We start from the raw sequence: 24,877 nt of genomic DNA, 5'->3' as shown, positions 1-24,877 counted from the left end.
ACGACGGACCGCGCATGCTCTCCCGCGTGCGTTCCCGCACCCGCGCACTCGCGCTCTCGCGGGTCGCGTGTTTCACGTCGGATGATCCGATGGAGGCCGGCATGTTGACGAATCGTCGTGAGTTTCTCCACCGCGTGACCGGCACGGCCGCGGCGGGCTTCCTGGGCTCGGCCCCGGCCGGGAGCGCCTCCTGTGCCGCCCAGCACGGGCCGGCGCCGCCGCGGCCGGCGGCCGGGTCGAAGATCAAGGCGATCGCCTTCGACGCCTTTCCGATCTTCGATCCGCGGCCGATCGCGGCGCTCGCGGAGGAGCTCTGTCCGGGCAAGGGCGCATCGCTGAGCGAGGCGTGGCGCACCCGGCAATTCGAGTACACGTGGCTCCGGGTCGCGTCCCACGAGTATGCCGACTTCTGGCAGGTGACGGCGGATGCGCTGGTGTTCGCCGAGCGCGCGCTGCCGCTCGATCTCGGGGAGGAGAAGCGGGCGCGGCTCCTCGGCGCCTACCTCGATCTCCGGGCGTGGCCTGACGTGCTGCCGGCGCTCCGGGCGCTGAGGGGCGCGGGGATCCGGCTCTCGTTCCTGTCGAACTTCACGCCGAGGATGCTCGGGGCCGCCATCGAGAGCTCCGGTCTGGGGGGCCTGTTCGAGCACGTGCTCAGCACGGACGGGGCGAGGACGTACAAGCCGGATCCTCGCGCGTACCGGATGGCGCTCGACGCGTTCGGCCTCACGCGCGAGGAGATCGCGTTCGTCGCGTTCGCCGGCTGGGACGCCGCGGGGGCCCGGTGGTTCGGCTATCCCACGTTCTGGGTCAACCGCCTGGGCCTGCCGGCCGAGGAGCTCGGCGTGAGCGCTGACGCGACGGGAGCGAGCCTGTCGGATCTCGTGGAGTTCGTGAAGGAGAGGGCGTGACCGGCGGGGCCATGCCGCCTGTGCGATCAGCTCGTCCCAGGGCTCCCGGTACGCCTCACGGCGGCGAGGTCGTGGCGCTGCGCATGGCGCACACGGAGTCGCGGGCGAACCGCCCCTGGACCCGGCGCGCGTAGGGGAAGCCGAGCCGGGCGAGGAGGTGGTTCGGCCGGGAGACGGCGAAGATGTCGTAGGCGACCTCGCCGGAATGCTCGTTGTGCTCGACGAGAAAGCGCTCCTCGCCGCGCTCGCCGTGCTCCTCGAACGTCCCGTAGGCGAAGCCGAACCGGCGCACAGGGCCGATCGTCTCATCGACCGTGTAAACGATCCGGCACGCGTTGAGCCAGTGAATCCCGAGCACGCGGACGAGGATCACCACGGTGACGCCGGTCTGGAGGGGAGCGTCGGGATAGCAGAGCTCGACCCAGCCGAGCCGGAACTGCGCCCAGCGCCGCATCGCCTCGACAGCGCGGTCGAAGAGCGCGGCGCCCTGGCCGAGCACCGCGCGGTGGTGGTCGACGTTGAAGCCGGCCGGCGGCCGCGGGCGGCCGTCGCCGGCGCCGGTGCTGCCGACCTCCGCGTACGAGAGCGGCCGGCCCGCCTGGCGAGCGAGGAAGGCGCGGATCGCGGCGTCGGAGGGGCGGGCGCGGGAGAGCACGAGGGGCAGGATAGCCGATCACGGAGACGCCATCTTGATGGCTTTACAGTCACGACGAAGCACGAGGAGCAACTTCGCGGCTGACCGGCCTGCACGGATCCGCCAGGGCTCTCACGGATGGATCAGCATGGACATGAGATGTGCTGGACGATCGCGAAGCGGGCTTCAGGCGCGCTTCGCAGATCGAGGATGGCGGCGCGCGCCGCGCGCGGGCTCGCCGGCCCGCGCGGCTGGCACCTGCCAGCGAGCGCTGATACGCTCCTCGGCGACTCGTAACAGCGAGGAGGTGCATGGCCAATGGACATGCAGTTCAAATTTCACGACGCCGATGTCGAGGCCGACCAGCTGGACACGATGCTCGAGAGCTTGATGCGCGACATCGGCACCGCAGGCGCGACCCCGTGCCGCGCCGTTGAAGGCCACCTCCCCAAGAACGCAAAGGGAGACGCCTTCACCGTCGGCGCCATCGCGCTCGCCGCGCTCCCCGCGGTGCTTCCCCAGGTGATTCAGCTCGTCAATGAGTGGGTCGTCCGCGCGCCGAGGCGCCGCATTCGCATCCGGGGGAAGAACGGTCTGGAGGTCGAGTTCACCTCGGACAAGCCGCTCGGGGAGAAGGAAGTGCTCGACCTCGCGCGCCGCATCAGCGCAATCAAATGACAGCCTTGGACAGAGATCCTGTGCTGGGCGGACGGGACCGCATCGCGCTCATCATCGCGAACGGAATGTACGCGGACGGCAGGTTGCGCTCGCTTCAGGCGCCCGCCCTCGACGCATCGAAGCTCGCCGACACGATGGGAAACCCGGACATCGGCGATTTTCGCGTCGAGCTCTGCGTCGATGGCAGTCAGCTCGAAGTCCGGAAGGCCATCGGCGCGCTCTTCCATCGCCGCCATCCGGAGGATCTGCTCGTCCTCTACTACTCCGGTCATGGCCTGAAGGACGACTGGGGGCACCTCCACCTCGCCACACACGACACGGAGAAGGAGCTCTTCAGCGCGACCTCGGTCGACGCGGCGTGGATCAGCCGCCAGATCGATCAGTGCCCCGCGAAGCGCATCGTCCTGATCCTCGACTGCTGCTACAGCGGCGCCTACGAGAACTCCGCCAAGAGCGAGCAGGACAGCGTCGACATCGCCGGGACGTTCATGGGAGACGGCTCGGGTCGCGTCGTGATCTCCGCCACGACGTCGGTTCAGCTGGCGTGGCAGGCTGACCAGCCCGTGGGGGTGCCCCCGCAGTCGATCTTCACGCGCCACATCGTCGAGGGCCTGTCGACCGGAACAGCCGATCTGGACCGAGACGGATACGTCGATGTCCACGAGCTCTGCGAGTACGTGCAAGCGAGCATCAAGGCCGAGGGAGGCCGGCAAACCCCGCAGATGTGGACGCAGAAGTACGAGGGGCGGCTGCGCATCGCGAAGGCCCCGCTCCGGCCCACCATCCCGGCGTCGGGCGGGAACACCTCGATCGCCTACGAGCTCCTCGTGTGCAACGGGCCCCTCGCGGGTCGGCGGTTCCTGCTCCGGCCTGGAGAGTTCAGGGTAGGGCGAGAGCCCGATTGCTTCATCCGCCTCGATGATCCGAAGGTGTCGCGAAAGCACGCGACGATCGTCGTCGGAGCGGATGAGGTGCGCGTGATCGACCAGGGAAGCACGCACGGGACCCTGATCGACGATCAGCGCATCACGAGCGCATTGCTCCCGCAAAACGGCCAGATCATCGTCGGGGGCACCGTGCTCAGGCTGGTCCGCCTGGAGGCCCCAGGCACACGTCAGACCGCGGAGACGGCCGCGCAACTCACGCCGCCGAGGAAGCGATCGGCCACCCTGTTCACTCCCTGAGCCCTGGCGCAGGGGGCGCCCGCGCTATGCTTCGGCTCGCCCGGCGCGCGGGGCCTCCCGGTGGGTGTGACCGCGCCCCAGGGTGAAGGGGCACCGCTCGCCCGCAGCCCGCGGGCGGCCTGACCGCCCTCCCGTCGATGCACAAGGACCTCCTCGATCTCCTCCTCGCCCTCGACCGCGTGCCGCAGGATCCGCGCTGGCACCCCGAGGGCGACGCGCTCTTCCATTCCCTGCAGGTCTTCGACCTGGCCCGCCGCGAGACCGCGGATCGCTCGCTCTGGGCCGCGGCCCTGCTCCACGACGTCGGCAAGGCGTTCGCCTGCGCCGACCACGCCGAGGAGGGGGCCGACGTGCTCGCGGAGCTCGTGTGCCCGCGGATCGTCTGGCTCGTGCGGCACCACCTCCACCTGCTGCGCGCGCCCGGCGCGACCCGGCGGCGTCTGCGGCGCACGAAGGCGCTCGCGGACCTCGCGCGGCTCCGCCGCTGGGACGTCGGCGGCCGCTCGCCCGAGGCGACCGTGCTCCGCCCCGAGGCCGCCGTGGAGCTCCTGCTCGACGGCGCAGACTGGACCCTGCTCTCGATCGGCGGCGAGCCCGCCCCCTCCGATGACCTGCGAAAGGAGCCGCTCGCCTGAGCGCAAGGTCCGCCGGGAGATCCTCTGCGACGACGTCGACCGCTGGGGCGACGATCGCCGGCTCTGGGGCGGCGAGGCCGAGCCGCCCGGGCGAGCGCGGCTCTGCGCCGCGGTGCGGGACGCGGTCGAGACCGCGCTGACGGCGAAGCAGCGGGAGGTCGTCGAGGCGTATTTCTTCGACGGCCTCTCGCAGGGCGAGATCGCGCGCCGCCTCGGCGTGGCGCAGCAGGTGGTGCAGAAGCGCCTGTTCGGGGCGCCTCGGGGCGGCCGGGTGGTCGGCGGCGCGATGCTCCGGCTGAGGCAAGCCCTCGAGCCGGCGGTCGCCGCGGCGCCGGCGCCGACAGCGCGCGCGGCGCGGGTGGCCCGATGAGCGCCGAGCGCTTCGGCGGGCTGCGGGCCCGCATCGCCGCGGAGGCCGCGCGCCTCATGTACGAGGAAGGCGTGGACCAGTACTTCACCGCCAAGCGGATGGCCGCGAAGCGGATCCTCGGCCAGGTGGAGGGGCGGCGAGCGCGCTACCGGCCCGCGGACCTGCCCTCGAACGGCGAGATCCGCGAGGCGCTGCTCCTCTTCGCCGAGCGCGCCGAGGGGAGCCAGCGGACGCGCCGGCTCTTCGCGCTGCGCATCGTGGCGCTGGAGGCCATGCGCGCGCTCGCGCCGTTCTCGCCGCGGCTCATCGGCTCGGTCTCCACCGGCCATATCCGCCGCGGCAGCGACGTCGATCTGCACGTGTTCCCCGCCGACGAGGAGGCGCTGGAGCGGCACGTGCGGGCGCTCGGCTGGACGTTCGACCGGGAGCGCGTGACGATCCAGAAGGGCGGAGAGCTCCGGGAGTACGTCCACTACCACGTGGCGGACGTGGCGCCCCTCGAGCTCACGGTGTACGCCCCGCGCGACCTGAGGGCGCGGCCCCGCAGCAGCACCGATGGGAAGCCCATCGTGCGCCTCGGCGTCGCCGCGCTCTCGGCGCTCTGCGCCCGGGATCACCCCGGCGCGTGGGAGCGCTACCTGGAGACCGGCGAGGTGGAGGGCATGGACGCGCTGCTCGAGGCGGACGAGGACGAGCCGCTCCCCGGGCCGTTCGATGGGCTGCTCCACGATACCGGCGGCGCCGGCGAGGACGGCGACGAGCCGGCCTGCGCCGAGCCCGGCGAGGAGGACGACGCAACTCAAGACTACGAGCCGCTCCCCGGCTTCGAGGACACGGCCTGAGACCCCGCCCTCAGGCGAGGAGGGTCCGGCGCTCCTGCGCTCCCGCGACGGCACGAAGGGAACTCGTCGTTCGCCGAGCGCGAGGTTCGACACCGATGGATGGATAGGACGACTCGCCGGATTCGGATCCTGCGGTCGTCGCCGGACTCTGTCGCTTTCACCCGCGCTGCGAGGCCGATGAACCTCCTCGGCGGGCGGAGAGGCGAACGTCGGACGACGCGTCGGTGTCGCGGCGCGGCGAGGCTTGACCCTCGCGACGCCCCGGTGCTCTCATGGCGCGGTGAAGTCCGAGGCCCCGCCCATTCCCAGCGCGATTGCGGCGCCTTCCGGAACGGCGGCGGCGGGGGTCATGTGGCGCGCGCGGGGGCGGCTCCACCTCACGGTGATCGCCAAGGCGACCTTCGCCTTCGTCGACGGCGCACCGATGATTCCCGTCGAGCCGCAAAAAATCATCGATGCCGACATCCACCATCACAACCACCCGGGCCGCAGCGTCCGGTTGACGAGCGATCTCGCGCCCTACCTCGCGCGCATCGACGTGTTCTTCACGGGCCACGCGCACGCGCCGCCGGGCCCGCCTGCGGCGCCCTTCTCCGTGCGCCTCGCGCTCTTCGCCGGCGAGCGCCCGATCCTCGACAAGGCGCTCTCGATCGAGCCCGGCGGCGCGGAGAAGGCGATCCCGCTCGCCTACGAGCGCGCATTCGGGGGGATCGGCATGGCCGACAACCCGTTCGGCACCGATCGCCCGGCCGTCCTGGATCCCTCGCGGCGCGACCACCCGGCGGGCTTCGCGCCGCTCGGGAGCGTGTGGCCGTCGCGCAGGCGGCTGCTCGGGCGTACGCCCCACAAGGCGCTCGAGGGGCCCATCCTCGAGATCCCCGACGATTTCGACTGGAGCTACTTCCAGGCGGCCCCCCCCGATCAGCGCGTCGAAGCCCTGGTCGGCGACGAGTGGCTCGTGCTCACGGGGCTCCACCCGACGCTCGCAGCGCTGCGGACGCGGCTCCCCGGGGCGCGCGCCCTCGCGCGCGTCCATGGCCTCTCCGCGTTCGGCGTCACGGAGGGGCAGCCGCTCGATCTCGTGCTGGACACGCTGCACGTCGACGGCGACCGGCAATCGTGCTCGCTGGTCTGGCGGCGCAGCTTCCCGCTCGCGGAGGCAGCAGCGCTCGCGGCGGTGCGTGTCGTCGTCGGTGTCGAGGTGCCGGGCGCCCCGCCCGCATGGCTGGCTCCTGCCGAGATCGCGATAGCGGCCCAGAGCGCCGTCGCGACGTCCGATCCGACAGGGGTGACGCTCAACGTGTCCGATCAAGACGTCGTCAGTACGTGAGCGAGGCCGTCGCGCAACCCATCCCGGAGGCGCTGCGGCGGGCGCGGCGCCGCAGCACGGGCGCGGGGCGCGTTGCTCGGCCTCGCCGCCGCAAGTACATTCGGTGACCCATGGACGTCACGACGCTGGTGCGGGGCGACGCCATCTCGGTGGTCGACTACCGGTGCCGCTCCGGGCCCGGGGACGCGCCGTTCGCCGAGCTCCACCGCGGCTTCTCCGTCTCCTACGTGCGCAAGGGCAGCTTCGGTTACCGCGTTCGGGGGGAGGCGTTCGAGCTCGTGGCCGGGTCGCTCCTGGTCGGCCACCCCGGCGACGAGTACACGTGCTCGCACGAGCACGTCGTCGGGGACGAGTGCCTGTCGTTCCAGCTCGCGCCGGCGCTCGTCGAGGCCCTCGGCGACGGCGACGGCGCGTTCCGGGCCGGCGGCCTGCCGCCGGTGCCCGAGCTGATGGTGCTCGGCGAGCTCGCGCAGGCGGCCGCCGAGGGCAGGAGCGACATCGGCGTCGACGAGGTGGGGGTGCTCCTCGCCGCCCGCTTCGTCGAGGTCGCCTCCGGCCGGAAGCGAAGGCCGCCGGACACCGGGGCGCGCGACCGCCGCCGCGCCGTCGAGGCGGCGCTCTGGCTGGACGAGCACGCGCACGAGCCGATCGACCTCGAGGGCGCGGCGCGGGAGGTCGGGCTCAGCCCGTTCCACTTCCTGCGGGTCTTCGGGAAGGTCGTCGGCGTGACCCCGCACCAGTACCTGGTCCGCGCCCGCCTGCGCCGCGCGGCGCGCCTCCTCGCCGACGGCGCCCGGTCGATCACCGACATCGCGCTCGACGTCGGGTTCGGCGACCTCTCCAACTTCGTCCGCACCTTCCACCGCGCGGCCGGCGTCTCGCCCCGCGGCTTCCGGAAGGCGGCGAGGGGGGATCGCAAGATCTTCCAAGATCGCCTCGCCGCGCGCTCCTAGGATGGCCGCCGGACGCGGGCGCCCCGCCTGCCCGCGAGGACCCCATGACAGCAACGGCACACGGCTTCCTCCTGTTCGACACGGCGATCGGCCGCTGCGGCATCGCGTGGGGCGAGCGCGGCGTCGCCGCCTTGCAGCTCCCCGAGGCGCGCGAGCCCGAGACGCGGTCGCGCCTGCTCCAGCGCCTCCCGGGCGCCCAGGCGGCGGCGCCGCCGCCCGAGGTGCAGCGCGCGGTCGACGCGATCGTCGCGCTCCTGCGCGGCGAGGCGAGCGACCTGTCCGCCGTCGCGCTCGACATGGATCGGGTGCCGCCGTTCCACCGCCGCGTCTACGAGGTCGCGCGCACCATCCCGCCGGGCGCGACGCTGACCTACGGCGAAGTCGCGGCGCGCCTCGGGGCGGTCGGCTCGGCGCGCGCCGTGGGACAGGCGCTCGGGCGGAACCCGTTCGCGATCATCGTCCCGTGCCACCGCGTGCTCGCGGCCGGCGGCAAGGCCGGCGGCTTCTCCGCGAACGGCGGCGTCACGACGAAGCTCCGCCTCCTCGCGATCGAGGGCGGCCAGGCGCGCGGCGCTCCAAATGCCGCGCCCGGCGGCGACTTCGGCTTCGATCCGGGCGCCGCCGTCGAGCACCTGCGCGCGTCCGACGCGGCGCTCGCGCGCGTCATCGACGCGGTCGGGCCGTTCGCCCTGCGGATCGACAGGACGTCGAGCCTCTTCCTCGCGCTCGCGGAGTCGATCGTCTACCAGCAGCTCACCGGCAAGGCCGCCGCGACCATCTTCGCGCGCGTGCGCGCGCTCTTCCCGCGAGCGCACGAGGGCCCCACGCCCGCGCAGCTCCTGCGCGCCTCCGACGAGAAGCTCCGCGGCGCCGGCCTCTCGCAGGCGAAGCTCCTCGCGCTGCGCGACCTCGCGCGGAAGACGGAGGACGGCGAGCTCCCCACGCTCGCCGAGGTCCACGGCATGGAGGACGAGGCGATCATCGAGCGCCTCACGCGGGTGCGCGGCATCGGCCGGTGGACGGTGGAGATGCTCCTCATGTTCCGCCTCGGCCGCCCGGACGTGCTGCCCGTGGACGACTACGGTATCCGCAAGGGCTTCGCGCTCGCGTTCAAGCGGCCCGAGCCGCCGGCGCGCGCGGATCTCGAGAAGCGCGGCGCGCGGTGGAAGCCGTACCGCACGGTGGCGAGCTGGTACCTCTGGCGCGCGGTGGATCTGGCGCGGAGCGGCTGACGCCTCGCCCCGCGGCGGCGCTGGGGCTGCCCAGCGGGGCGCCTCCTCTGGCGCCGTCGCCCGGGCGAGCAGCCTTCGCGGCGCGTCCATCGGTCGGGCTCGCCATCGCGGCGCGTCCATCGGTCGGGCTCGCCGTCGCGCTGGCCGGCGTCGAAGCTCGGGGCTACGTTCTCGCCGGCCCGAGAGCGCCGCGTGGAGCGCCGCACGACGCTGGACAAGGTTGCCGTCGCGGATGGCAACGAGAAGAGCACGGGAGGAGTACGACTGTCATGCTGAAGAACCTCGAAGGGCAGCGCGTTCCGGATGTCACGTTTCGTACGCGTATCGACGGTCAGTGGAAGGACGTGACCACCAAGGACGTGTTCGCTGGCAAGAAGGTGGTGGTGTTCGCGCTGCCGGGCGCCTTCACGCCGACCTGCTCGAGCAGCCACGTGCCGCGCTACAACGAGCTCGCGGAGGAGTTCAAGCGGCGCGGGGTGGACACGATCGCGTGTGTGTCCGTGAACGACGCGTTCGTGATGGATGAGTGGTGCAAGGCGCAGGAGGCGGACAAGGTCCAGTTCCTGCCCGACGGGAACGGGGAGTTCTCCGAGAAGATGGGCATGCTCGTCGACAAGGCGAACCTCGGCTTCGGCAAGCGCTCGTGGCGCTATTCGATGCTGGTCGACGACGGCGTGATCAAGAAGATGTTCATCGAGCCCGAGGTGGAGGGCGATCCCTTCGATGTGTCGGACGCGGACACGATGCTGAAGTACCTGGATCCGTCGTCGAAGTCGCCGCACGACGTGCTGCTGTTCACGAAGCCGGGCTGTGGCTACTGCACCAAGGCGAAGCGGCTCCTCGACGCGCGGAAGATTCCTTATGAGGAGGTGGCGGCCTCGCCGCGCCGCCTGCGCGCGGTGAGCGGCAAGGGCACGACCCCGCAGGTCTTCATCGACGGCAAGCACATCGGCGGCGCCGACGAGCTCGAAGCCTACCTCGCGAAGGCCTGATTCACGGAGACGGCCTGGGCGCCCCCCGGCGATGGGGGGCGCCTACGCGCCGCCCTCCGGGTCCGACGGCTCGGCGCGGAAATGGGTCACCGCGGGCGCCGAGGCCGGCACCACCGCGGGCGCCGAGGCCGGCGACACCGCCGGCGCCTCCACGTGGGCGACGGCCGAGCTGCGGCGCGCCGCGGCGGCGCACCTGTCGCTGTTCATGGCGAACTGCCCGATGCTGCTCCATAACCTGTCGAACTCGGCCTGATCGAAGGTCGACCGGGACTGGAACAGGTCGTATCCGCCGTATTTCGGGTCCGCTCCGTCGCCGTCCTCCGGGGCGATGAACCGATAGTGGCCCATCACGTCGGCGTGGTCGGCGTCGACAAGGAAGCTGCGCTTCGTGTCGGGATAGACCATCGATACGCAGTTGACGATCCCGTCGTTCATCTCCGGATCGAGCGTCTCGGTCTGGGTCGGGTCGTCGAACCGTGGCACGGAGCAGGACGGCCCGAGGGCCTCGACCACCTTCGGATCCTTGATGTTGGCCGTGATGCCGTGAAAGATGCCGAAGGCGCCCAGGAACGGGCCGCCGGGATCGCGCTTCGCCCGGGTGACGATCGACCGGAGCGCGATGCCCCGCTGCTCGTAGTACGCGCTCAGCTCCTCCTCGAGCTCCGCCCCGAGGAGGCTGGCTTTCCTTGTCTGCTTCGCGCTCTTGACGGAGGCCGCGAGCTCGCGCGGCCAGGCGCCGAGGCCGCGCGCGGACAGGCCATGTTTGGACCAGCGCTCCTCGCGCGACGACTGGCCTGACAGCGGCAGGGGATCGAGATCCTCGAAGGCCTCGGTGTCCTCGGCGACGTGCAGCAGCCAGCGGAGCACGTTGAAGTACTCGCCGCGCGCCTCGGCCCTGGCGAGGTCGTCGCACGGCAACGCGTGGAAGCGCTCGATCGTGTCGAGGGCGGCGCGGACGATGCCGTCCGATTGGCCGAACACCTGCAGGAGCGTCTTCGCGCGGCGGGCCGCGGAGCTCGCGTCCTTCGGGCCAGCCAGGCGGAGCCACCAGTGGAGGGCCCCGGCCAGGCCTGTGAGGAGGGGTTGCCTCCGGTGGAGGACGTGGGCGAGGTTCGTCCCGCGGTGCGGCGTCGAGAGGAACTGGATCGAGCAGATGCTCTCGAGGATGCGCTCCACCGGGACGCCGTAGACAGACCCTTTCTGCTCGGTCTCGGCCAGGAGCAGGAGCATCAGCGTCTTGATGTCCCGCCCGCCGGTCGAGTGGCCCACGAGGTGGACGCAGTCCCGCTGGCCACGGCCCGCGCCCCCGTGGAACACCCCCTGCCTGAACCGATCCGCGAGCCAGCGGAGGAGCGCGTGGGCGCGGGTGTCCACGCTCGCCGTGGGCAGGTTCGCGAAGCAATGCACCGAGAGCGGGCCTTGATACGGCCCGGTATCGGAGTTTCGGAGGATCTCCGTGACACCGCTGTAATAGACGATCCCACCCAGGATATCGAAGCCCGCAAAACCCGGCACGAGCACGAGGTGGCTTCTCGGTGAACTCATGGCTTTTCCCTCCCACATGAAAGGGCCGCGCGCATCCCTTCAGAAGATGAGCGACAGCCCGACATTCTCTGATCGAGCGGGCGGTCGACGAACGCGCCGCGGGGCGCCTCTCCCAGGGCCGGGCGAGCGCCGCGGCGCGTTCGTCGACCGACCGCCCGCCGGCGGGGCCCGCGGCCCCCGCTCACTCGGCGGGATACATCTCGTCGATGGTCCCGCGGAAGCGCTGCTCGATCACGTTGCGCTTCATCTTCAGCGTCGGCGTCATCTCGCCGTCCTGCACCGAGAACTCGCGGCCGAGGACGGTGAACCGCTTGATCTGCTCGAAGCTGGCGAGCTCCGCGTTCAGGGCGTCGACGTGCACCCTCACCTGGCCGACCACCTCGGGGCTCGTGATCGCGGCGTCGCTGCTCAGGGCGCCCCGATCCTTCAGCTCGGCGAGCTTGCCCTCGGTCAGCGTGATCAGCGCCGAGAGGTACTTGCGACCGTCGCCCACCATGCACACCTGGCTGATGATCTCCGCCGCCTTGAGCCTCTCCTCGATCGGGAGCGGCGCGATCATCTTGCCGCCCGAGGTCTTGAGGATCTCCTTCTTGCGGCCCCGGATCTTGAGCTGTCCGCGGTCGTTCCACTCGCCGAGATCGCCCGTGTGCAGCCAGCCGTCCTCGAGCGCGGCCTCCGTCGCCGCCTTGTCCTTGTAATAACCCACGAACACGTGCCGGCCGCGGGTCAAGATCTCGCCGTCCTCGGCCAGCTTGAACTCGACGCCCGGCACGGGCTTGCCCACGGTGCCCGCGCTCTCGATGCCCGGCTCGGTCATGCAGATGACGCCTGTCGACTCCGTCTGGCCGAAGTCCTCGAGGATCTCGAGGTTCAGCGCGCGGAACCACGTCGAGATGTGCGGCGCGAGCGCCGCCGCGCCCGAGGCGAGCACCTCGGCCTTGCCCAGGCCGAGCGCCGCGCGCACCTTGCCCAGCACGAGCTTGTCGGCGAGCTTGAGCTGCAAGGCGTCGAGCGCGCTCGGCGCGCGCTGCGCGTACTTCGCCTGGGCCACGCGGGCGCCCACGGCGAGCGCCCACTCGGCCAGCTTCTTCTTGGCGCCCTTGCCGCCGCGCACCTTCGCCATCACGCCTTCCATCATCTTCTCCCAGAGCCGCGGCACGCAGAGCAGCAGCGTGGGCTGCACCTCGGGGAGCTCGATCGAGACGTTCTCGAACTTCGAGCAGAAGTTGACGGTGTAGCGCTGGGTGAGCCCCGCCCCGACGCACTGCAGCTTCTCGGCGATGTGACAGAGCGGGAGGAACGAGAACATCGTGCCGCGCGCGAACGGCAGGTTCCAGTACTTCACGGCCATGTCGGCCGTGTAAGCCAGGTTGTCGTGCGAGAGCATGGCCCCCTTGGGGTTGCCCGTCGTGCCCGAGGTGTAGATCAGGAACGCGCCGGCCCTGGGGTCGATCTTCGCCAGGTAGTCGGCGAACGTCTTCGCGCCCGGCTGCCCCGCGAGCGCGCGGCCCTCGGCCAGGGCCTGTTCGTACGAGATCGCCTTGGGAGAGATCGATGTGTCGCCATCGAAGACGAGGATCCAACTCACGCTGTCAGGGACGGAATACTCGCCCTTCTCTCCGGAGATCTTCTGAAAGTACTCCTTGTTTTGCACCGAGAGCAGCGTCGCCTCGGTGTGGTTCAGGATGTACTGGATGTCTTTCGCGGTGGAGTTCGGGTAGAGGCCCGCCGACTTGCCCCCGACGAGCAGCGCCGCCAGGTCGACGTGGACCCACTGCGGGCAGTTGTACGAGAGGATCGCGCCGACCTGGCTCGCGTCGAAGCCCCTGGACTCCAGGAACAGCGCGAGGTGGTGAACCCGGTCACGGTACTCGCGCGCGGTCAGCGTCTTCCACTCGCCTTGAGATTTGAAGCGCTGGGCCGGCGCGTCAGGAGATTCGTTAGCCCACTGTTCCAGACGGTGGAGGACGGTGCTCATTGCATCTCCTGCGGCTCAAGGCCTCGGGGGTCGCGGGGTGGCCAGGATGCGGGAGCCGCCGGGGCATTGTCAATCAGCGTCGAGGAGCCCCTCGAAGCGCTGGGCGGCACAGGACGAGCCGCCGGTTGTCTCGTTCCGCGCTCAGCGTTCCGCTTCCGCGCGCCGCGTACCGCCCGGTCCGGACGTCACGGTCCACGGTTCGGCATGGCCGCCCGGCGCCGCGGCCTGATACGATCCGATAAGGAACCTCACCTCACGTGGCCCGTCCATGCGGCATGTCCCCGAGCGCTTTCAGATCGTCCGGCGGCTCGGGGCAGGTGGCTTCGGGATCGTGTACGAGGCGATCGATCGCGAGCGCGGGGAGCGGGTCGCCCTGAAGGCGCTCGCGCGCGTGGGCGCCTCGGCGCTGTACCGCTTCAAGCGGGAGTTCCGGGCGCTCGCGGACGTCACCCACGACAACCTCGTCCGGCTCCACGAGCTCATCGGCAGCGGGGACGAGTGGTTCTTCACCATGGAGCTCGTGCGCGGGGTCGACTGGCTCACGCACGTGCGCGGGCAGGGAGCCACGGGCGGCGCCGCCTCGTGGCCCAGCCTGACCAGCACCGCGCCCCCGGACGAGGGGATCGATCTCGACGCCACGCTGGAGGAGCCGGTCGAGCGCCCGCCCGCGCCCTCTCCTGCCGGCGCCGCCTGCGCGGAGGCGCGCGCCGACCTCGGGCGGGTGCGGTCCTCGCTCGTCCAGGTCGCGCGGGCGCTCCAGGCGGTCCACGCGGCGCGGCTCGTCCACCGGGACGTGAAGCCCTCCAACGTGCTCGTCACGGCCGAGGGGCGCGCCGTCGTGCTCGATTTCGGCATCGCCTCGCGCCTCTCGACCAGCGGCAGCGGGCAGAGCGCGACCGACGCCGAGCAGCTCGTCGGGACGCCGCGCTACATGGCGCCGGAGCAGGTGGGCGCGACCGCCGCGGCGCCGAGCGCCGACTGGTACGCGCTCGGCGTGATGCTCTTCGAGGCGCTGGCAGGGAGGCCGCCCTTCACGGGCACGTCGATCGAGGTCCTCGCCGAGAAGCAGCGATCCGCGCCGCCCCGGCTCCGCGACGTCGCGCCGTGGGCGCCGGACGACCTGGCCGACCTGGTCGCCGATCTCCTGTGCGCGGCGCCGGAGCGGCGCCCCTCCGGCGCGGAGGTGGTGCGGCGGCTCGGCGCGGCGGGTGATCTCGCGGCGGCACCCCCCGACCCGGCGGCGCCGGTCGGTCGCGGCGGCCGCGGCCCGTCGCGCGCGGCGGAGGAGGCGCCGGCGACGCGGCCGCGGGAGCTCGAGGCGCTCGCAGGCGCGCTCGCGCGGGCGCGCGAGGGGCGGCCGGGGCTGGTCCTCGTCCAGGGCGCCGCCGCGGCGAACGGGGGCGCGCTCGTGCGCGCGTTCCTCGACGGCGAGGCCGGTGACGCGCTCGTGCTCGAGGGCAGGTGCCACGAGCGCGAGCAGGTGCCGTTCAGGGCGCTCGACGGCGCGATCGACGCGCTCAGCCGCCACCTCGTGCGGACCCCGCCGGGGGAGGCCGCCGCGCTCATGCCCCGCGGCGCCGCCGCGCTCGCCCGCGTCTTTCCCGTGCTCGCGCGCGTCCCGGCCGTGCGCGCGTCGCCGCCGCTCGCGGCGCCGCGGAGCGCAGCGGAAGAGGGCGAGGAGCGGCTCCGGGCGCGCGCTTCGGCCGCGCTGGGCGATCTGCTCGGGCGGATCTCCGACCGGCGCGCCGTTGTCGTGTTCATCGACGACGCCCACTGGGGCGACGCGGAGAGCGCGTCGCTGCTCGCGGAGATCATGGCCTCGCCGGACCCGGCCGCGCTCCTGCTGATCGTCGCCTACCGCCCCGAGGACGCCGGAGCGAGCCCGCTGCTCTCGGCGCTCCGGACCTCCCCGGCGATGGCCGCGGTGCACACCGTGGAGATCGACCTCACGGAAACCCCGGCGCGAAGATCGCCGCCAGGCGCGCGGGGTTCCTGACGCCCTGGCCCGCCATCCAGGCGTCCGCGGCCTGGACCAGGGAGCGGCCCTCGCCCCCGCCGAGGAGCTGGCCGCGGCGGCGGCGCGCGCAGGCGGCGAAGAGGGCCATCCCGCGCTCGTCGAACGCGGCCGCGGCCGCCGCGAGGAGCGACAGCGCCGAGGCGGCCTGGCCCCGCTGCGCCGCGATGGCGGCGCGCAGGGACATCACCATCGGAGCGACCCACGGCGCGCCCTCGCGCGACAGCCGCCGGGCGTCGCGCGCCGCGCCGCGGAGGAGGGCCCGGCCGAGCCGCGCGTCGCGAGCGCCGTCGCGCGCGGCGGCCTCCAGCGCCGCGGACGCGCGCAGGTGATGGATCAAGACGCGGTAGTACTGGAACCTCGGCAGGAACGACCAGGCGATCTTGCGCCAGCGGTCCTCGATCCTCCGCAGCGCCGCGAGCGGCGCGCCGGCGTAGAGATCGATGCGCCCGAGCGCCAGGGTCTCCAGGCAGTCGAGGTGATCGAACGCGCGGCGCGGCCAGCGCGCCATGGCGCCCAGCACCTCGTCGCGCGCGGCGTCGGGCCGGTCCGCGGCGAGCGGCACGATGTACGTGAGCCCCACCCGGAAGAAGCTGGCCGCGTAGAGGTCGCCGCGCGCGTCCGCGTCCGCGCAGCGCGGCGCCGCGAGGCGGGCCAGCGCGTCGAGCTCGCCGCGGTGGTAGTGGGCCACCATCATGAACCGGCTGGTGGTGCCCAGCTCCCACGCGACGCCCGCGCACCGGGCGCGCAGGAGGTCCTCGGCCTCGCGGCAGAGCTCGAGGCCCTCGGCCCAGCGCCCGGAGAGGCTCTCGACGACGCCGAGCATGCCCTTGTTGACGGCGATGAGGTACGGGTCGCCGACCTTCTCCGCGAGCGCCGCCGCCGTGCCGTAGAGCCGGTGGGCCTGGCAGCGCCCCACGACATGGTCCGTGCCGAGGTGCGCGATCTCGGTCGCGATGGCGCGGGCGAGGCGGTAGGGCTCGCCCGCGCGGAGCGCTAGGAGGAGGTGCCTCGCCTGGAACTCGGCGCCCTGGAGGACATCGGCCATGGCGAGCCCGACGGAGGCCGACCAGCAGATGTCGATGCGGGTCAGCGTCTCGGCCGGCAGATCGCGGGCGTCGCGCTCCCGGAAGCGGAAGCCGCGCACGCGCAGGAGCAGGCGGAAGAACAGGAGCGAGAGCAGCACCGCCCACCGGCGCTCGGCGAGGCGCATCCCCACGGCCGCGAGGACGCCCCGGAGCGCGCGCTTGCCCTCCTCGATATGGCCGCTCACGAGCAGCTGCTCGGCGGCGCACCGCCGCAGATCGAGGCTCTCCCGCGGCGGCGCGCCCTCGGCCGCGGCGGCGTACGCCCGGGCCGCCTCCGCGCCGCGGCCGGCGTTGCGCAGGGCGTGCGCGAGCTTGACCCGCAGCGCGCGCGCCTCCCCCGCGCCGGCCGGCGCCGCCTCGAGCGCGGCGGCGAAGTGCTCCGCGGCGCGATCGAAGGCGAGCGCCTCGGCCGCGCGGTCGCCCGCCAGGACCGCGTAACGGGCCGCCTCGCCGGGGCGCCCGGCGCGCCGGAAGTGCACGGCGAGCACGTCCGCGTCGGCCCGCCCCGAGGCCTCCAGGACGGCGGCGAGCCGCAGGTGGACCTCGGCGAGCTCCGCCGCGCCGAGCTGCGCGAGGGCCGCCTCGCGGATGCGGTCGTGGAACGCCTCGAGCTCCTGCTCGCCGTGCTGCCCCCGCGCGCGCACGACGTTGCCGGCCCGGAGCGCCGCGAGCGCGGCCCGCTCCTGCTCGGGGGTGAGCGCCGCGGCCTGCCGGGCGTCGCGGAGATCGAGCGGCTTGCCCGACACGGCGATGACCTCGAGCAGGCGCCTCGCCTCGGCGGGCAGGCGCAGGAGGCGGTTCGCGAGGACCGATCCCAGCCGGACGCCGCCGTCGTCCGCGCCGCGCGCCGACTCCGGCGCGGCCTGGCCCTGCACGTCGCGCGAGAGCTCGATCACGAAGAAGGGGCTCCCGGCCGCCTCCGCCGCGATCGCGTCGGCCTGCGCGACGGCGCGAGCGCCGCCGCCGAGGAAGGCCAGCGCGAGGGCGCGCCCCTCCTCGGGGGTGAGCGCGCCGACGGCCAGGGAGCGCACGTCGCCCTCGTCCCCGTCGCTCGGGGCTGGCGGGAGCAGCCGCGCGAGGAGCTCGCTCCGCTCGGCGTCCTCGCTCCGGTAGCAGAGGAGCAGCAGGAGCGCGGGCGCGTCGGGCTCGCGGAGGACGTCGGTGAGGAGCGCGGCGCTGTCGGCGTCCCCCCACTGGAGGTCGTCGATGAACAGGACGAGCGGCCGTCGATCCGCGATCCGCGCGAGGATCTCGCGGAGCGCGGCGAACCCGCGCCGGCGGAGCTCCCGGGCGTCCGGGGGCTCGATCTCGCGCCGCGGCGCCCGGGCGATCGCGTCGACCCGCCCGAGCACCGGGAAGAGGCGCACGACCGCGTGGACGTCGCGCGGCATGAGCTCGGCGGCCTCGAGCCTGGGGAGCCGCGAGAGGTGGCGGCTGAGCGCGTCGATCAGGCTGTCGACGGCCTTGTAGGGGACGGATTCCCGCTCGTAACACCGGCCCTCGAGGATCACCGCGTCATCCACGCGCGCGCGGTCGTCGAGGAAGCGCCGGACGAGCGCGGTCTTGCCCGTGCCCGACGCGCCGTGGATGTGCAGGGTGGTCGCCCGCCCTCCCCTCGCCCGCTCGAACGCCCCGCGCAGCGCGTCGATGTGCCGCTGCCGCCCGACGAACGGCGCGGCGCTCCCGGCCGGCGGCCCCGGGCGCGCCTCGGCGAGCGGCGGCGCGCCGGCGCTGCCGCGGGCGTCGCCGCTCGGCGGCAGCAGCCGCCGGAGCACCTCGGGCGCCGGGGGCCGCTCGTCGGGCGCGCGGCGCAGGAGCTCCGCGCAGAGGGCGTCGAGGTCCTCCGGGATGCCCGGCGCGAGGGCGCTCGGAGGAGGCGGCTCTTCCACCTGCTTTCGCAGGATGACGTCGAGCGCCCCTCCCTCGAACGGCCGGCGCCCGGTGAGCGCCTCGTGGAGCATGACGCCCACCGCGTACCAGTCGCAGGCGGGCGACAGGGAGCCGGCCTTCGCCTGCTCCGGCGCCATGTACGCCGGCGTCCCCGCGATGTGGCTGCCGCTCTGGTCGATGGAGCCGCTCGAGAGCTCCGCCACGAGGCCGAAATCGAGGATGACGACGCGCCCCTCGCGCGTCACCAGCACGTTCGACGGCTTGAGGTCGCGATGGAGCTTGCCGGCCGCGTGGAGCGCGGCGAGGCCCTGGGCGAGCTGGAGGAGCGCGCTTCTCAGCGGCCCCCAGGGCGGCGGCGGAGCGGCGGCCGGGTCGCGCCCGGCGTCGCCGGCGGCCGGATGGGGCCGCGCCGCCGACAGGTCCGGTTCCGTCGCGTCCGGATCGTCCTGCGCGAGGCTGGGCGCGGAGGGGCTGGGCGCCGAGGCGGCGCGGGCGCCGCGGGCCAATGAGCCGCGCACGGAGGAGAGGAAATCGATGCCCTCGATGAGGTCCATCGTGAAAAACCACCGATCGTCCTCGGAGAACAGCTCGTGGAGCGCGACCAGGTTCGGGTGGACGACCTCGGACAGGGCGCGGAACTCGCGCTTGAACCGGTAGAGCGCGACCGGGTCGATGCGGTGGAGCGATTTCAATGCGACGCGCGCCCCCCGCTCGCGATCCTGCGCCTCGTAGACGGCGCCGAACGCGCCCTCGCCGAGGCGGCGGCCGATCGAGAATCGCGCATTGCTGGGGGGCGTCCGCTGCATCGAATCGCTCTGCAGTGCCCGGCCTGCGGGCGGCGAGCCTACCACGCGGTGCGCGCGATTTTGCGCCGGATTCCGCGCCGGATTCCGCGCCGACCTGGAGCCTTGCGCGCCCTGGCGCCGCAATGAGAGAGTCGGCCGCGAGAGGATGAGCGAGGCAACGGCGTCCGGCGGCCCGACCCGAACAGACGAGGCGCCGCGCGGGGCCGACGAGGGCGGCTCGTACCTGCTCGTGGTGCAGGGGAGCTCCTCGTCGGTGCTCCGCCTGCCGCGGAGCGGCGTGGTGCTCCTGGGCCGCGGGCCCCGGGCCGACGTGCGCCTCCGCAACACCTCGGCGTCGCGGGAGCACGCGAAGATCGTGCTGCTCGACGGGCGCGCGCAGCTCGTCGATCTCGGCAGCCGGAACGGCACCCTGCTCAACGGCGTCCGCGTCGACGGCGCGAGGCCGCTCGGCTCGGGCGACGTTGTGTCGATCGGTGAGGCCGTCGTGGTGATGCGGTGCCCGCGCCCCGCGAAGAGCCGGCAGGTCCTCGAGATCGCGGAGCTGCGGCGGAGGATCGAGGGGGAGATCGACAGGGCGCTGCGCCACGATCGGCCGGCGACGGTGATCGCCGTCCAGCTCGGGGCGGCCTCGGCCCGCGAGGTCGTCGCCGGCGCGCTGGAGCGGGAGCTCGCGGTGACCGATTTCGCGGGCTTCGAGGCCGACGATCGGCTCCTCGTGCTCTTGCCCGAGGCGGACGCTACGGCGGCGGGCCACGCCGTGCAGCGGCTCGTCGACGCCGTGCACGCCGTCGCCGCGGCGCCGAGGGTCGGCGTGGCGACGGCGCCGGCGGACGGCTGCGACGCGGACACGCTCGTCGCGTCGGCCCGGGCAGCCGCGGAGGTCGCGCGCCCCGGGCAGCCGGCGACCGCGGCGGAGGCGGTGACCACGCTGGAGATCGGCGGGCAGCGCACGGTGCTCGCCGACGCGGCCATGGTGCGCGTGTTCGATCTGATCCGGCGCCTCGCGGCGACGGACCTGCCGGTGCTGGTGACCGGCGAGACGGGCTCCGGAAAGGAGAGCGCGGCGCGCGCGCTGCACGAGTGGTCTCCGAGGGCGCGGCGGCCGCTCGTGACGCTCAACTGCGCCGCGATGCCCGAGAGCCTGGTCGAGAGCGAGCTCTTCGGCTACGAGCGAGGCGCGTTCTCCGGCGCGACGGGCCCGAAGCCGGGCCTCCTGGAGCACGGGAGCGGGGGGACCGTCTTCCTCGACGAGATAGGCGATCTCTCGGCGAGCGCCCAGGCGAAGATCCTGCGCGCGATCGAGACCCGGCGGATCCTCCGGCTGGGCGACGTGCGCGAGCGCGAGGTCGACATCCGCGTCGTCGCCGCCACGCACAAGGATCTTCAGGGGGAGGTCAAGGCGGGCCGCTTCCGGCAAGATCTCTATTATCGCCTCGGCGCGGCCACGGTGATCTTGCCTCCTCTCCGGGAGCGCCCCCGGGAGATCCTCGCGCTCTCGCGGGCGTTCCTGGCCGACGCGTGCGCGCGCGCGGGGCGCGAGGAGATGGTCCTGTCGACCGAGGCGACGGAGCTCTTCACGGCCCATGCGTGGCCGGGCAACGTGCGTGAGCTGAAGAACGTCATCGACTACATCGCGGCGACGGTCAGCGCGCGCATCGTCGAGCGCGGGCACCTGCCCGCTGCGCTCGCGGCGGGGCCGCCGCGCCCCGAGGGCATCCCGCCCTCGGTGGCGCCGGCCTCCCGCGCGGCGCCCTCCGCGAGGGGCGCTGGCCGGACGTTCCGGCCGCTCGCCGAGGAGGTGAGGGAGCTCGAGCGCACGCGCATCGCCGAGGCGCTCGCCGCGGTGGGCGGGGTGCAGACGAGGGCGGCGGAGGCGCTCCACATGCCGCTGCGGACCTTCGTGCTGAAGATGAATCGTTACGGCCTGGCGAAGCGCAGGCGGTGACGCCGCCGGGCGCGGCTCCGATGCCAGGATGCGACGGCGACGTGGAGGCCTCAGCGCTCTCCCGCTGCCCTCGAGGAGGCAAGCGGTCCGTCGATCACTTCGAAATGACCTTCGTGCACGTCGCGCCGAAGTCGACGTAGCCGACCGGGCAGCTCCCCCAGCACACGGGGCCCGCGCCGCTGTAGCCGGAGGCGCAGGCCGGATAGCAGAGACCCGCGTCGTATTGCTGGCCCGCGCCGCAGCTCGTCGGCACGGAGCCGGCGCCGCGCCCGTAAGAGCTCTTTCCGAAGATATGCGCGTTGATACGGCACGTGCAGCCGTCGTTGCTATACCCCGGCGGGCAGGTGGAGCAGCCCTTGGCGAAGGTCAGGCCGCAGGCGTCATACCAGGGGCACGCGGAGTTGTCGGCGTTGATGATCTGCGCGTCGCGCCGGCACGTGAGGCCGTCGTCCGTGTATCCGGCCGGGCAGCTCTGCCAGCACACCGGGCCGACCCCGTAGTAGCCCGACGCACACGCCGGATAGCAGAGACCCGCGTCGTACTGCTGGCCCGCGCCGCAGAGCGTCGGCGCCGTGCCGACGCCGCGCCCGTAGCTCGGTTTGTTGACCGTGGAGGAGCACGTCGCGCCATCATCGCTGAAGCCGGGCGGGCAGGCCGGCACCGCGGCGGGGGCCGGGACGGCTGGGTTCTGCACGTGGAGGCGCGCCTGGAACTCGTAAAGGCTGTGGATCGCGCCGGGGTTCGCCTCCAGCACCTGGATCATCGCGCTGTCGCCCACGACATCGGAGAGATCGAGCAGCGCGTTGGCGATGCGCTTCTCGTTCCAGTCCCGGTACTGGCTCGACGGGCACGCGGCTCCGCCGCCGCAGAGGCGGCCGCGCGCGCCGGCCCGGGCTTGCTCCCAGTAGTCCGCGAAGCCCTCGTTGAAGGCGTACCCCTGGTTGGCGATCTCGGAGCCGTCGTGAGAGCGCCCATAGACATAGGCCACGTCGTCACCATTCCAGTGGTTCAGATCCCCGTCGGCGACGTGCCGCACGCTGTGGCCGAACTCGTGGGTGATGACCCGCCGGCGCTCCGCGGCCGTGCTCCCCCAGGTGCTCGTGAGGAAGTCCGTGCGAATGTTGATGTAGTCGTAGAACGTGAAGGGCGTGCCCACGTAGACCCCGCTCCAGCGCAGCATGCGCAGCGCGTGCGCGGGCGGCTGGGCCCCGCGGGCAGCGTGGAAGTCGCGCAGCGTATCGACGCCGAGCCGCCAGAGCTCGCAGTCGACGCCGCTCAGCGTGACCACGTCGACGTCGAGATCGCCGCTCGAGCGCGGGCTGCCGGCGATATCGACCCCCTGGCCGCGCGGGGCGTGCAGGTCGTCCATGATCGTGAGCGGCGTCGTCACGCCGCTCGAGCTCACGACGCCGTCGTACGTCACGTCGAGGTGCACGCTCGCGCTCGCGGTCGACGAGATGGGGATCCTGAAATCGCCGTTCGCGTCCGTCACGCCGCTCCCCAGGCCGGGAATGCTGATCGGCGCGAACGCGAGCGCGCTCGTGATCGTGCCCGCGCCGTCCGGCGCGGCGCACTGCAGGCGCCCGATGACGGCCGCGGACGGCGGTACGCAATGGAGGCTCGTCACCTCTGCGGCGCAGATCGAGTCCCACTGGGTGGTACAGCAGTACGGGTCCGCCGCGCAAACGCAGCTCTGGACGGCCGCGTCGTTGCAGCCGGCGAACGGGTGCGGGTTCACGCAGTCGTTCACCTTGAGCTCGCTGTCCGCCTCGGCCGTCGATTCAGCCTCGGCCTGCGGCTCACCTGGATCGCCGGAGGGCTCCGAGCCCTCATGATCGCCCGAGGGCTCAGCGCCCTCGGGGACCGCGCACGCGGCGAACGCCCCCGCGGCGAAGAACAGCACAGCGGACGCAGAAACCCTCGCCATCCCGACGTTGCGAGTCGATGACATGCCCCTCTCCTTGTTGTGGTCTGGACCGCTCCATGGCGTCCAGCCACCCCAGGTACGCGGGCCTGCTTGGGTGGTTTCGCGCGACCGTCCAGTTTCGCGATGGCCGGACAAAGGGACGGCAGGGGGCGCGCCGCGCCCCCTGCGCCGGAGCGAAAGCGGCGCCGACTACCGGTTGACGGCGCTCACGACGGCCTGCCACTCCGTCGAGAACGAGCCGTCCGTGCGCTTGATGTCCGTCCCCGTGTCCCACAGCACGGGGACGACGCCGCGAGACCGCGCCGCCTCCACCACCGACCGCATCCACAGCGTCCGTGACGCCGCCTCACGGGGGTAGTTCGTGCCCAGCGTGACGCCGAACTCGCCGAGGATGATCGGGAGGCTCCGCTGCGCGCTGAACGCGCCGAGCGTGTCGAACTTGCTCTTCAGCTCTGCCTTCTCGGGCTCCGTGCCCCACGTCGTCTTGGGAGAGCCCCAGCTCTCCACCGTGTCGAGGCCGCAGAAGGTATAGGGCGTATAGTAATGGATCGAGAGGAAGAGGCTCTTCGTGCCGGCCGGGTCGGTCGGCACCTTGAAATCGCCCACACAGGTCCTGTCGATGTCCGTCACGAAGCCGGAGATGAGCAGGGCGCGGCTCGCGTTGTAGCCGCCCTGCGCGCGCACGGTGGTGACGAAGAGCTGGTTCATCTCGTTCAGAGCGGCGTAGTCCGGCGTCCCGCCGTCGTGAACGCCGTTGACCCAGTAGTTCCCCTCCTCGTTCATCCCCTCGAGGATCAGCTTGTGGCCGACGTCGTTGAAGGCCGTGGCGATCTGGGTCCAGTAGGACGCGAACTTGGTCTTGACGTCGCCCGTGAGCTTGTACTTATCGGCGTTGTCCTCGTTGTAGATCCAGCCCCCGTCCCAGTGGATGTTCACGATCGAGTACATTCCTGCGGCCTCGATCCAGCCCACCACCTCCTTGACTCGGGCCATCTTGGTGGCGTCGATCGTGCCGTTGACGGCGTAGGTGTCCCAGGCCACGGGCACGCGTACCGTCTTGATGCCGTGGTTGGCCATGCCGTTGATGAACGTCTGCGTGATCAGCGGCTGGCCCCAGCCCGTCTCCCACTCGGTGGTGTTCTCCAGCGTGTTGCCGATGTTGGCCCCGATGCCCATGTCGGGGACCATGGCCGCGGCGTCCGCCGGCGTCTCTGCTCCGCCGGCCCCGCCGGAGCCCCCGACTCCCCCCGTACCGGCACCGCCCGTGCCGGCACCGCCCGTGCCGGCGTCGCCCGCACCGGCACCGCCCGTCGCGGCGTCGCCCGCGCCGGCACCGCTTGTGCCGGCATCGCCCGTGGCCGTACCTCCGCCGCTGCCTCCGGTGGCCCCTCCAGAGGCCGCGCCTGCGCCCGACGTGACATCGGGATCCGTCGAGCTGCAAGCGACCAGCAAGCCGATAATCGAGAAGGAAGCGAGTCGATACGCGTGGGTCATGGGTCCTCTGCGGGTGATGGAAAGGAGCTCGTCTCCCTCAGGTTGCGCTGCGCCCCTGCCAGCCGTCACAAATCGCACGGACGCTCCCGGACCGCGATCCGCGCCGGATCCTCGGAGCCCGAGCTCGGCCTTCGGGACCAGGCGGCGCCGCGGGGCCTGCCGTCGCCCTGCCGCCGCGCGCGGGCGGAGCGCCCTCCGGGTGCAGGAGTTACCGGGATCAGGCAAGAGTTACCTAGCCCGGTCGTGCAAGAGTTGCACGAGCTCGCCAGGGGGACGCGTCACGCTCGCTGGAGCGCGCTGCGCCCGCGGCGCCGGCGCGGGCACACAGGCTGCTAGGACGACAAGACCCGTGCGCCTCGCAGGGTTCTCGAACACCGGAGGACGGAGCGAGGCGCGGAGCGGGTCACGTCCGCCGCATCCGCCTCGCAT

General features: G+C 72.7%; 18 protein-coding genes. 12 read left to right on the top strand and 6 right to left on the bottom strand.

Annotation, left to right across the window (positions count from 1 at the left end; translation table 11 throughout):
• Nucleotides 1-101 precede the first annotated feature (101 nt).
• A complete protein-coding gene (locus WME82_RS05060) occupies nucleotides 102-911 on the top strand; it encodes a haloacid dehalogenase type II (RefSeq protein ID WP_438041886.1) in 810 nt (269 codons plus the stop codon).
• Nucleotides 912-966: 55 nt separating this feature from the next.
• On the opposite strand, the gene WME82_RS05055 is transcribed toward WME82_RS05060, so the two are convergent.
• Nucleotides 967-1,566 carry a DUF1990 family protein gene (locus tag WME82_RS05055; protein WP_438041885.1) on the bottom strand — a complete coding sequence of 200 codons (600 nt, stop codon included), beginning with the start codon at nucleotides 1,564-1,566 and terminating at the stop codon, nucleotides 967-969.
• Between the two features lie 303 nt (nucleotides 1,567-1,869).
• Between WME82_RS05055 and WME82_RS05050 the strand changes: the two genes are divergently transcribed.
• The 9 genes from WME82_RS05050 (at nucleotide 1,870) to WME82_RS05010 (ending at nucleotide 9,761) form a co-directional block, all read left to right on the top strand.
• Nucleotides 1,870-2,223 carry a hypothetical protein gene (locus tag WME82_RS05050; RefSeq protein WP_438041884.1) on the top strand — a complete coding sequence of 118 codons (354 nt, stop codon included), beginning with the start codon at nucleotides 1,870-1,872 and terminating at the stop codon, nucleotides 2,221-2,223.
• 5 nt (nucleotides 2,224-2,228) lie between these two features.
• Nucleotides 2,229-3,407 (top strand): caspase, EACC1-associated type, encoded by a 1,179-nt coding sequence (locus WME82_RS05045; RefSeq protein WP_438041883.1) that lies wholly within the window; start codon nucleotides 2,229-2,231, stop codon nucleotides 3,405-3,407.
• Between the two features lie 137 nt (nucleotides 3,408-3,544).
• The gene (locus WME82_RS05040; protein ID WP_437761427.1) at nucleotides 3,545-4,042 is read left to right on the top strand and encodes an HD domain-containing protein; all 498 of its coding nucleotides are present in this window, start codon (nucleotides 3,545-3,547) and stop codon (nucleotides 4,040-4,042) included.
• Entirely contained in the window at nucleotides 4,014-4,412 is a 399-nt protein-coding gene (locus tag WME82_RS05035) for a sigma factor-like helix-turn-helix DNA-binding protein (protein ID WP_438041882.1), read from the top strand. The genes WME82_RS05040 and WME82_RS05035 overlap by 29 nt, the downstream gene beginning before the upstream one ends.
• Nucleotides 4,409-5,254 (top strand): nucleotide-binding enzyme, encoded by an 846-nt coding sequence (locus WME82_RS05030; RefSeq protein ID WP_437744396.1) that lies wholly within the window; start codon nucleotides 4,409-4,411, stop codon nucleotides 5,252-5,254. Before WME82_RS05035 ends, WME82_RS05030 begins: the two co-directional genes overlap by 4 nt.
• Before the next feature lie 349 nt (nucleotides 5,255-5,603).
• Nucleotides 5,604-6,584: a DUF2169 domain-containing protein gene (locus WME82_RS05025; RefSeq protein WP_438041881.1), complete on the top strand. Its 981-nt coding sequence runs from the start codon at nucleotides 5,604-5,606 to the stop codon at nucleotides 6,582-6,584.
• Nucleotides 6,585-6,694: 110 nt separating this feature from the next.
• Entirely contained in the window at nucleotides 6,695-7,537 is an 843-nt protein-coding gene (locus WME82_RS05020; protein ID WP_437866445.1) for a helix-turn-helix transcriptional regulator, read from the top strand.
• A gap of 44 nt (nucleotides 7,538-7,581) precedes the next feature.
• Complete coding sequence (locus WME82_RS05015; RefSeq protein ID WP_438041880.1) at nucleotides 7,582-8,769, top strand: methylated-DNA--[protein]-cysteine S-methyltransferase; 1,188 nt, start codon at nucleotides 7,582-7,584, stop codon at nucleotides 8,767-8,769.
• Nucleotides 8,770-9,038: 269 nt separating this feature from the next.
• Nucleotides 9,039-9,761 carry a glutathione peroxidase gene (locus WME82_RS05010; protein WP_438041879.1) on the top strand — a complete coding sequence of 241 codons (723 nt, stop codon included), beginning with the start codon at nucleotides 9,039-9,041 and terminating at the stop codon, nucleotides 9,759-9,761.
• A gap of 42 nt (nucleotides 9,762-9,803) precedes the next feature.
• Here the strand turns inward: WME82_RS05010 and WME82_RS05005 are convergent, their stop codons facing one another.
• Both WME82_RS05005 and WME82_RS05000 read right to left on the bottom strand, forming a co-directional pair.
• On the bottom strand, nucleotides 9,804-11,306 hold the full coding sequence (locus WME82_RS05005; RefSeq protein ID WP_438041878.1) for a hypothetical protein: 1,503 nt from the start codon (nucleotides 11,304-11,306) through the stop codon (nucleotides 9,804-9,806).
• Nucleotides 11,307-11,487: 181 nt separating this feature from the next.
• Complete coding sequence (locus WME82_RS05000; RefSeq protein ID WP_437744390.1) at nucleotides 11,488-13,284, bottom strand: AMP-dependent synthetase/ligase; 1,797 nt, start codon at nucleotides 13,282-13,284, stop codon at nucleotides 11,488-11,490.
• Between the two features lie 268 nt (nucleotides 13,285-13,552).
• Here WME82_RS05000 and WME82_RS04995 point away from each other — a divergent pair, with 268 nt between their 5' ends.
• Nucleotides 13,553-15,280, top strand: coding sequence for a protein kinase domain-containing protein (locus WME82_RS04995; protein ID WP_438041877.1), 1,728 nt, complete (start codon nucleotides 13,553-13,555; stop codon nucleotides 15,278-15,280).
• On the opposite strand, the gene WME82_RS04990 is transcribed toward WME82_RS04995, so the two are convergent.
• A complete protein-coding gene (locus tag WME82_RS04990; protein ID WP_438041876.1) occupies nucleotides 15,231-19,082 on the bottom strand; it encodes a serine/threonine-protein kinase in 3,852 nt (1,283 codons plus the stop codon). The genes WME82_RS04995 and WME82_RS04990 overlap by 50 nt on opposite strands.
• A 145-nt stretch (nucleotides 19,083-19,227) precedes the next feature.
• Between WME82_RS04990 and WME82_RS04985 the strand changes: the two genes are divergently transcribed.
• Nucleotides 19,228-21,027, top strand: a complete 1,800-nt coding sequence (locus WME82_RS04985) for a sigma 54-interacting transcriptional regulator (protein WP_438041875.1) — start codon at nucleotides 19,228-19,230, stop codon at nucleotides 21,025-21,027.
• Between the two features lie 94 nt (nucleotides 21,028-21,121).
• Here WME82_RS04985 and WME82_RS04980 read toward each other — a convergent pair whose 3' ends face one another.
• On the bottom strand, nucleotides 21,122-22,978 hold the full coding sequence (locus WME82_RS04980; RefSeq protein WP_438041874.1) for a hypothetical protein: 1,857 nt from the start codon (nucleotides 22,976-22,978) through the stop codon (nucleotides 21,122-21,124).
• A 165-nt stretch (nucleotides 22,979-23,143) separates the two neighbouring features.
• Entirely contained in the window at nucleotides 23,144-24,448 is a 1,305-nt protein-coding gene (locus WME82_RS04975; RefSeq protein WP_438041873.1) for a glycoside hydrolase family 5 protein, read from the bottom strand.
• Nucleotides 24,449-24,877: the final 429 nt, after the last annotated feature.

Origin of the sequence: Sorangium sp. So ce128 (genome assembly GCF_051525245.1) — a bacterium.
Taxonomy (GTDB): Bacteria; Myxococcota_A; Polyangia; order Polyangiales; family Polyangiaceae; genus Sorangium; species Sorangium cellulosum_B.
Note: the sequence above shows the minus strand (reverse complement) of the source record. Positions and strands in the feature narration are given on the sequence as shown.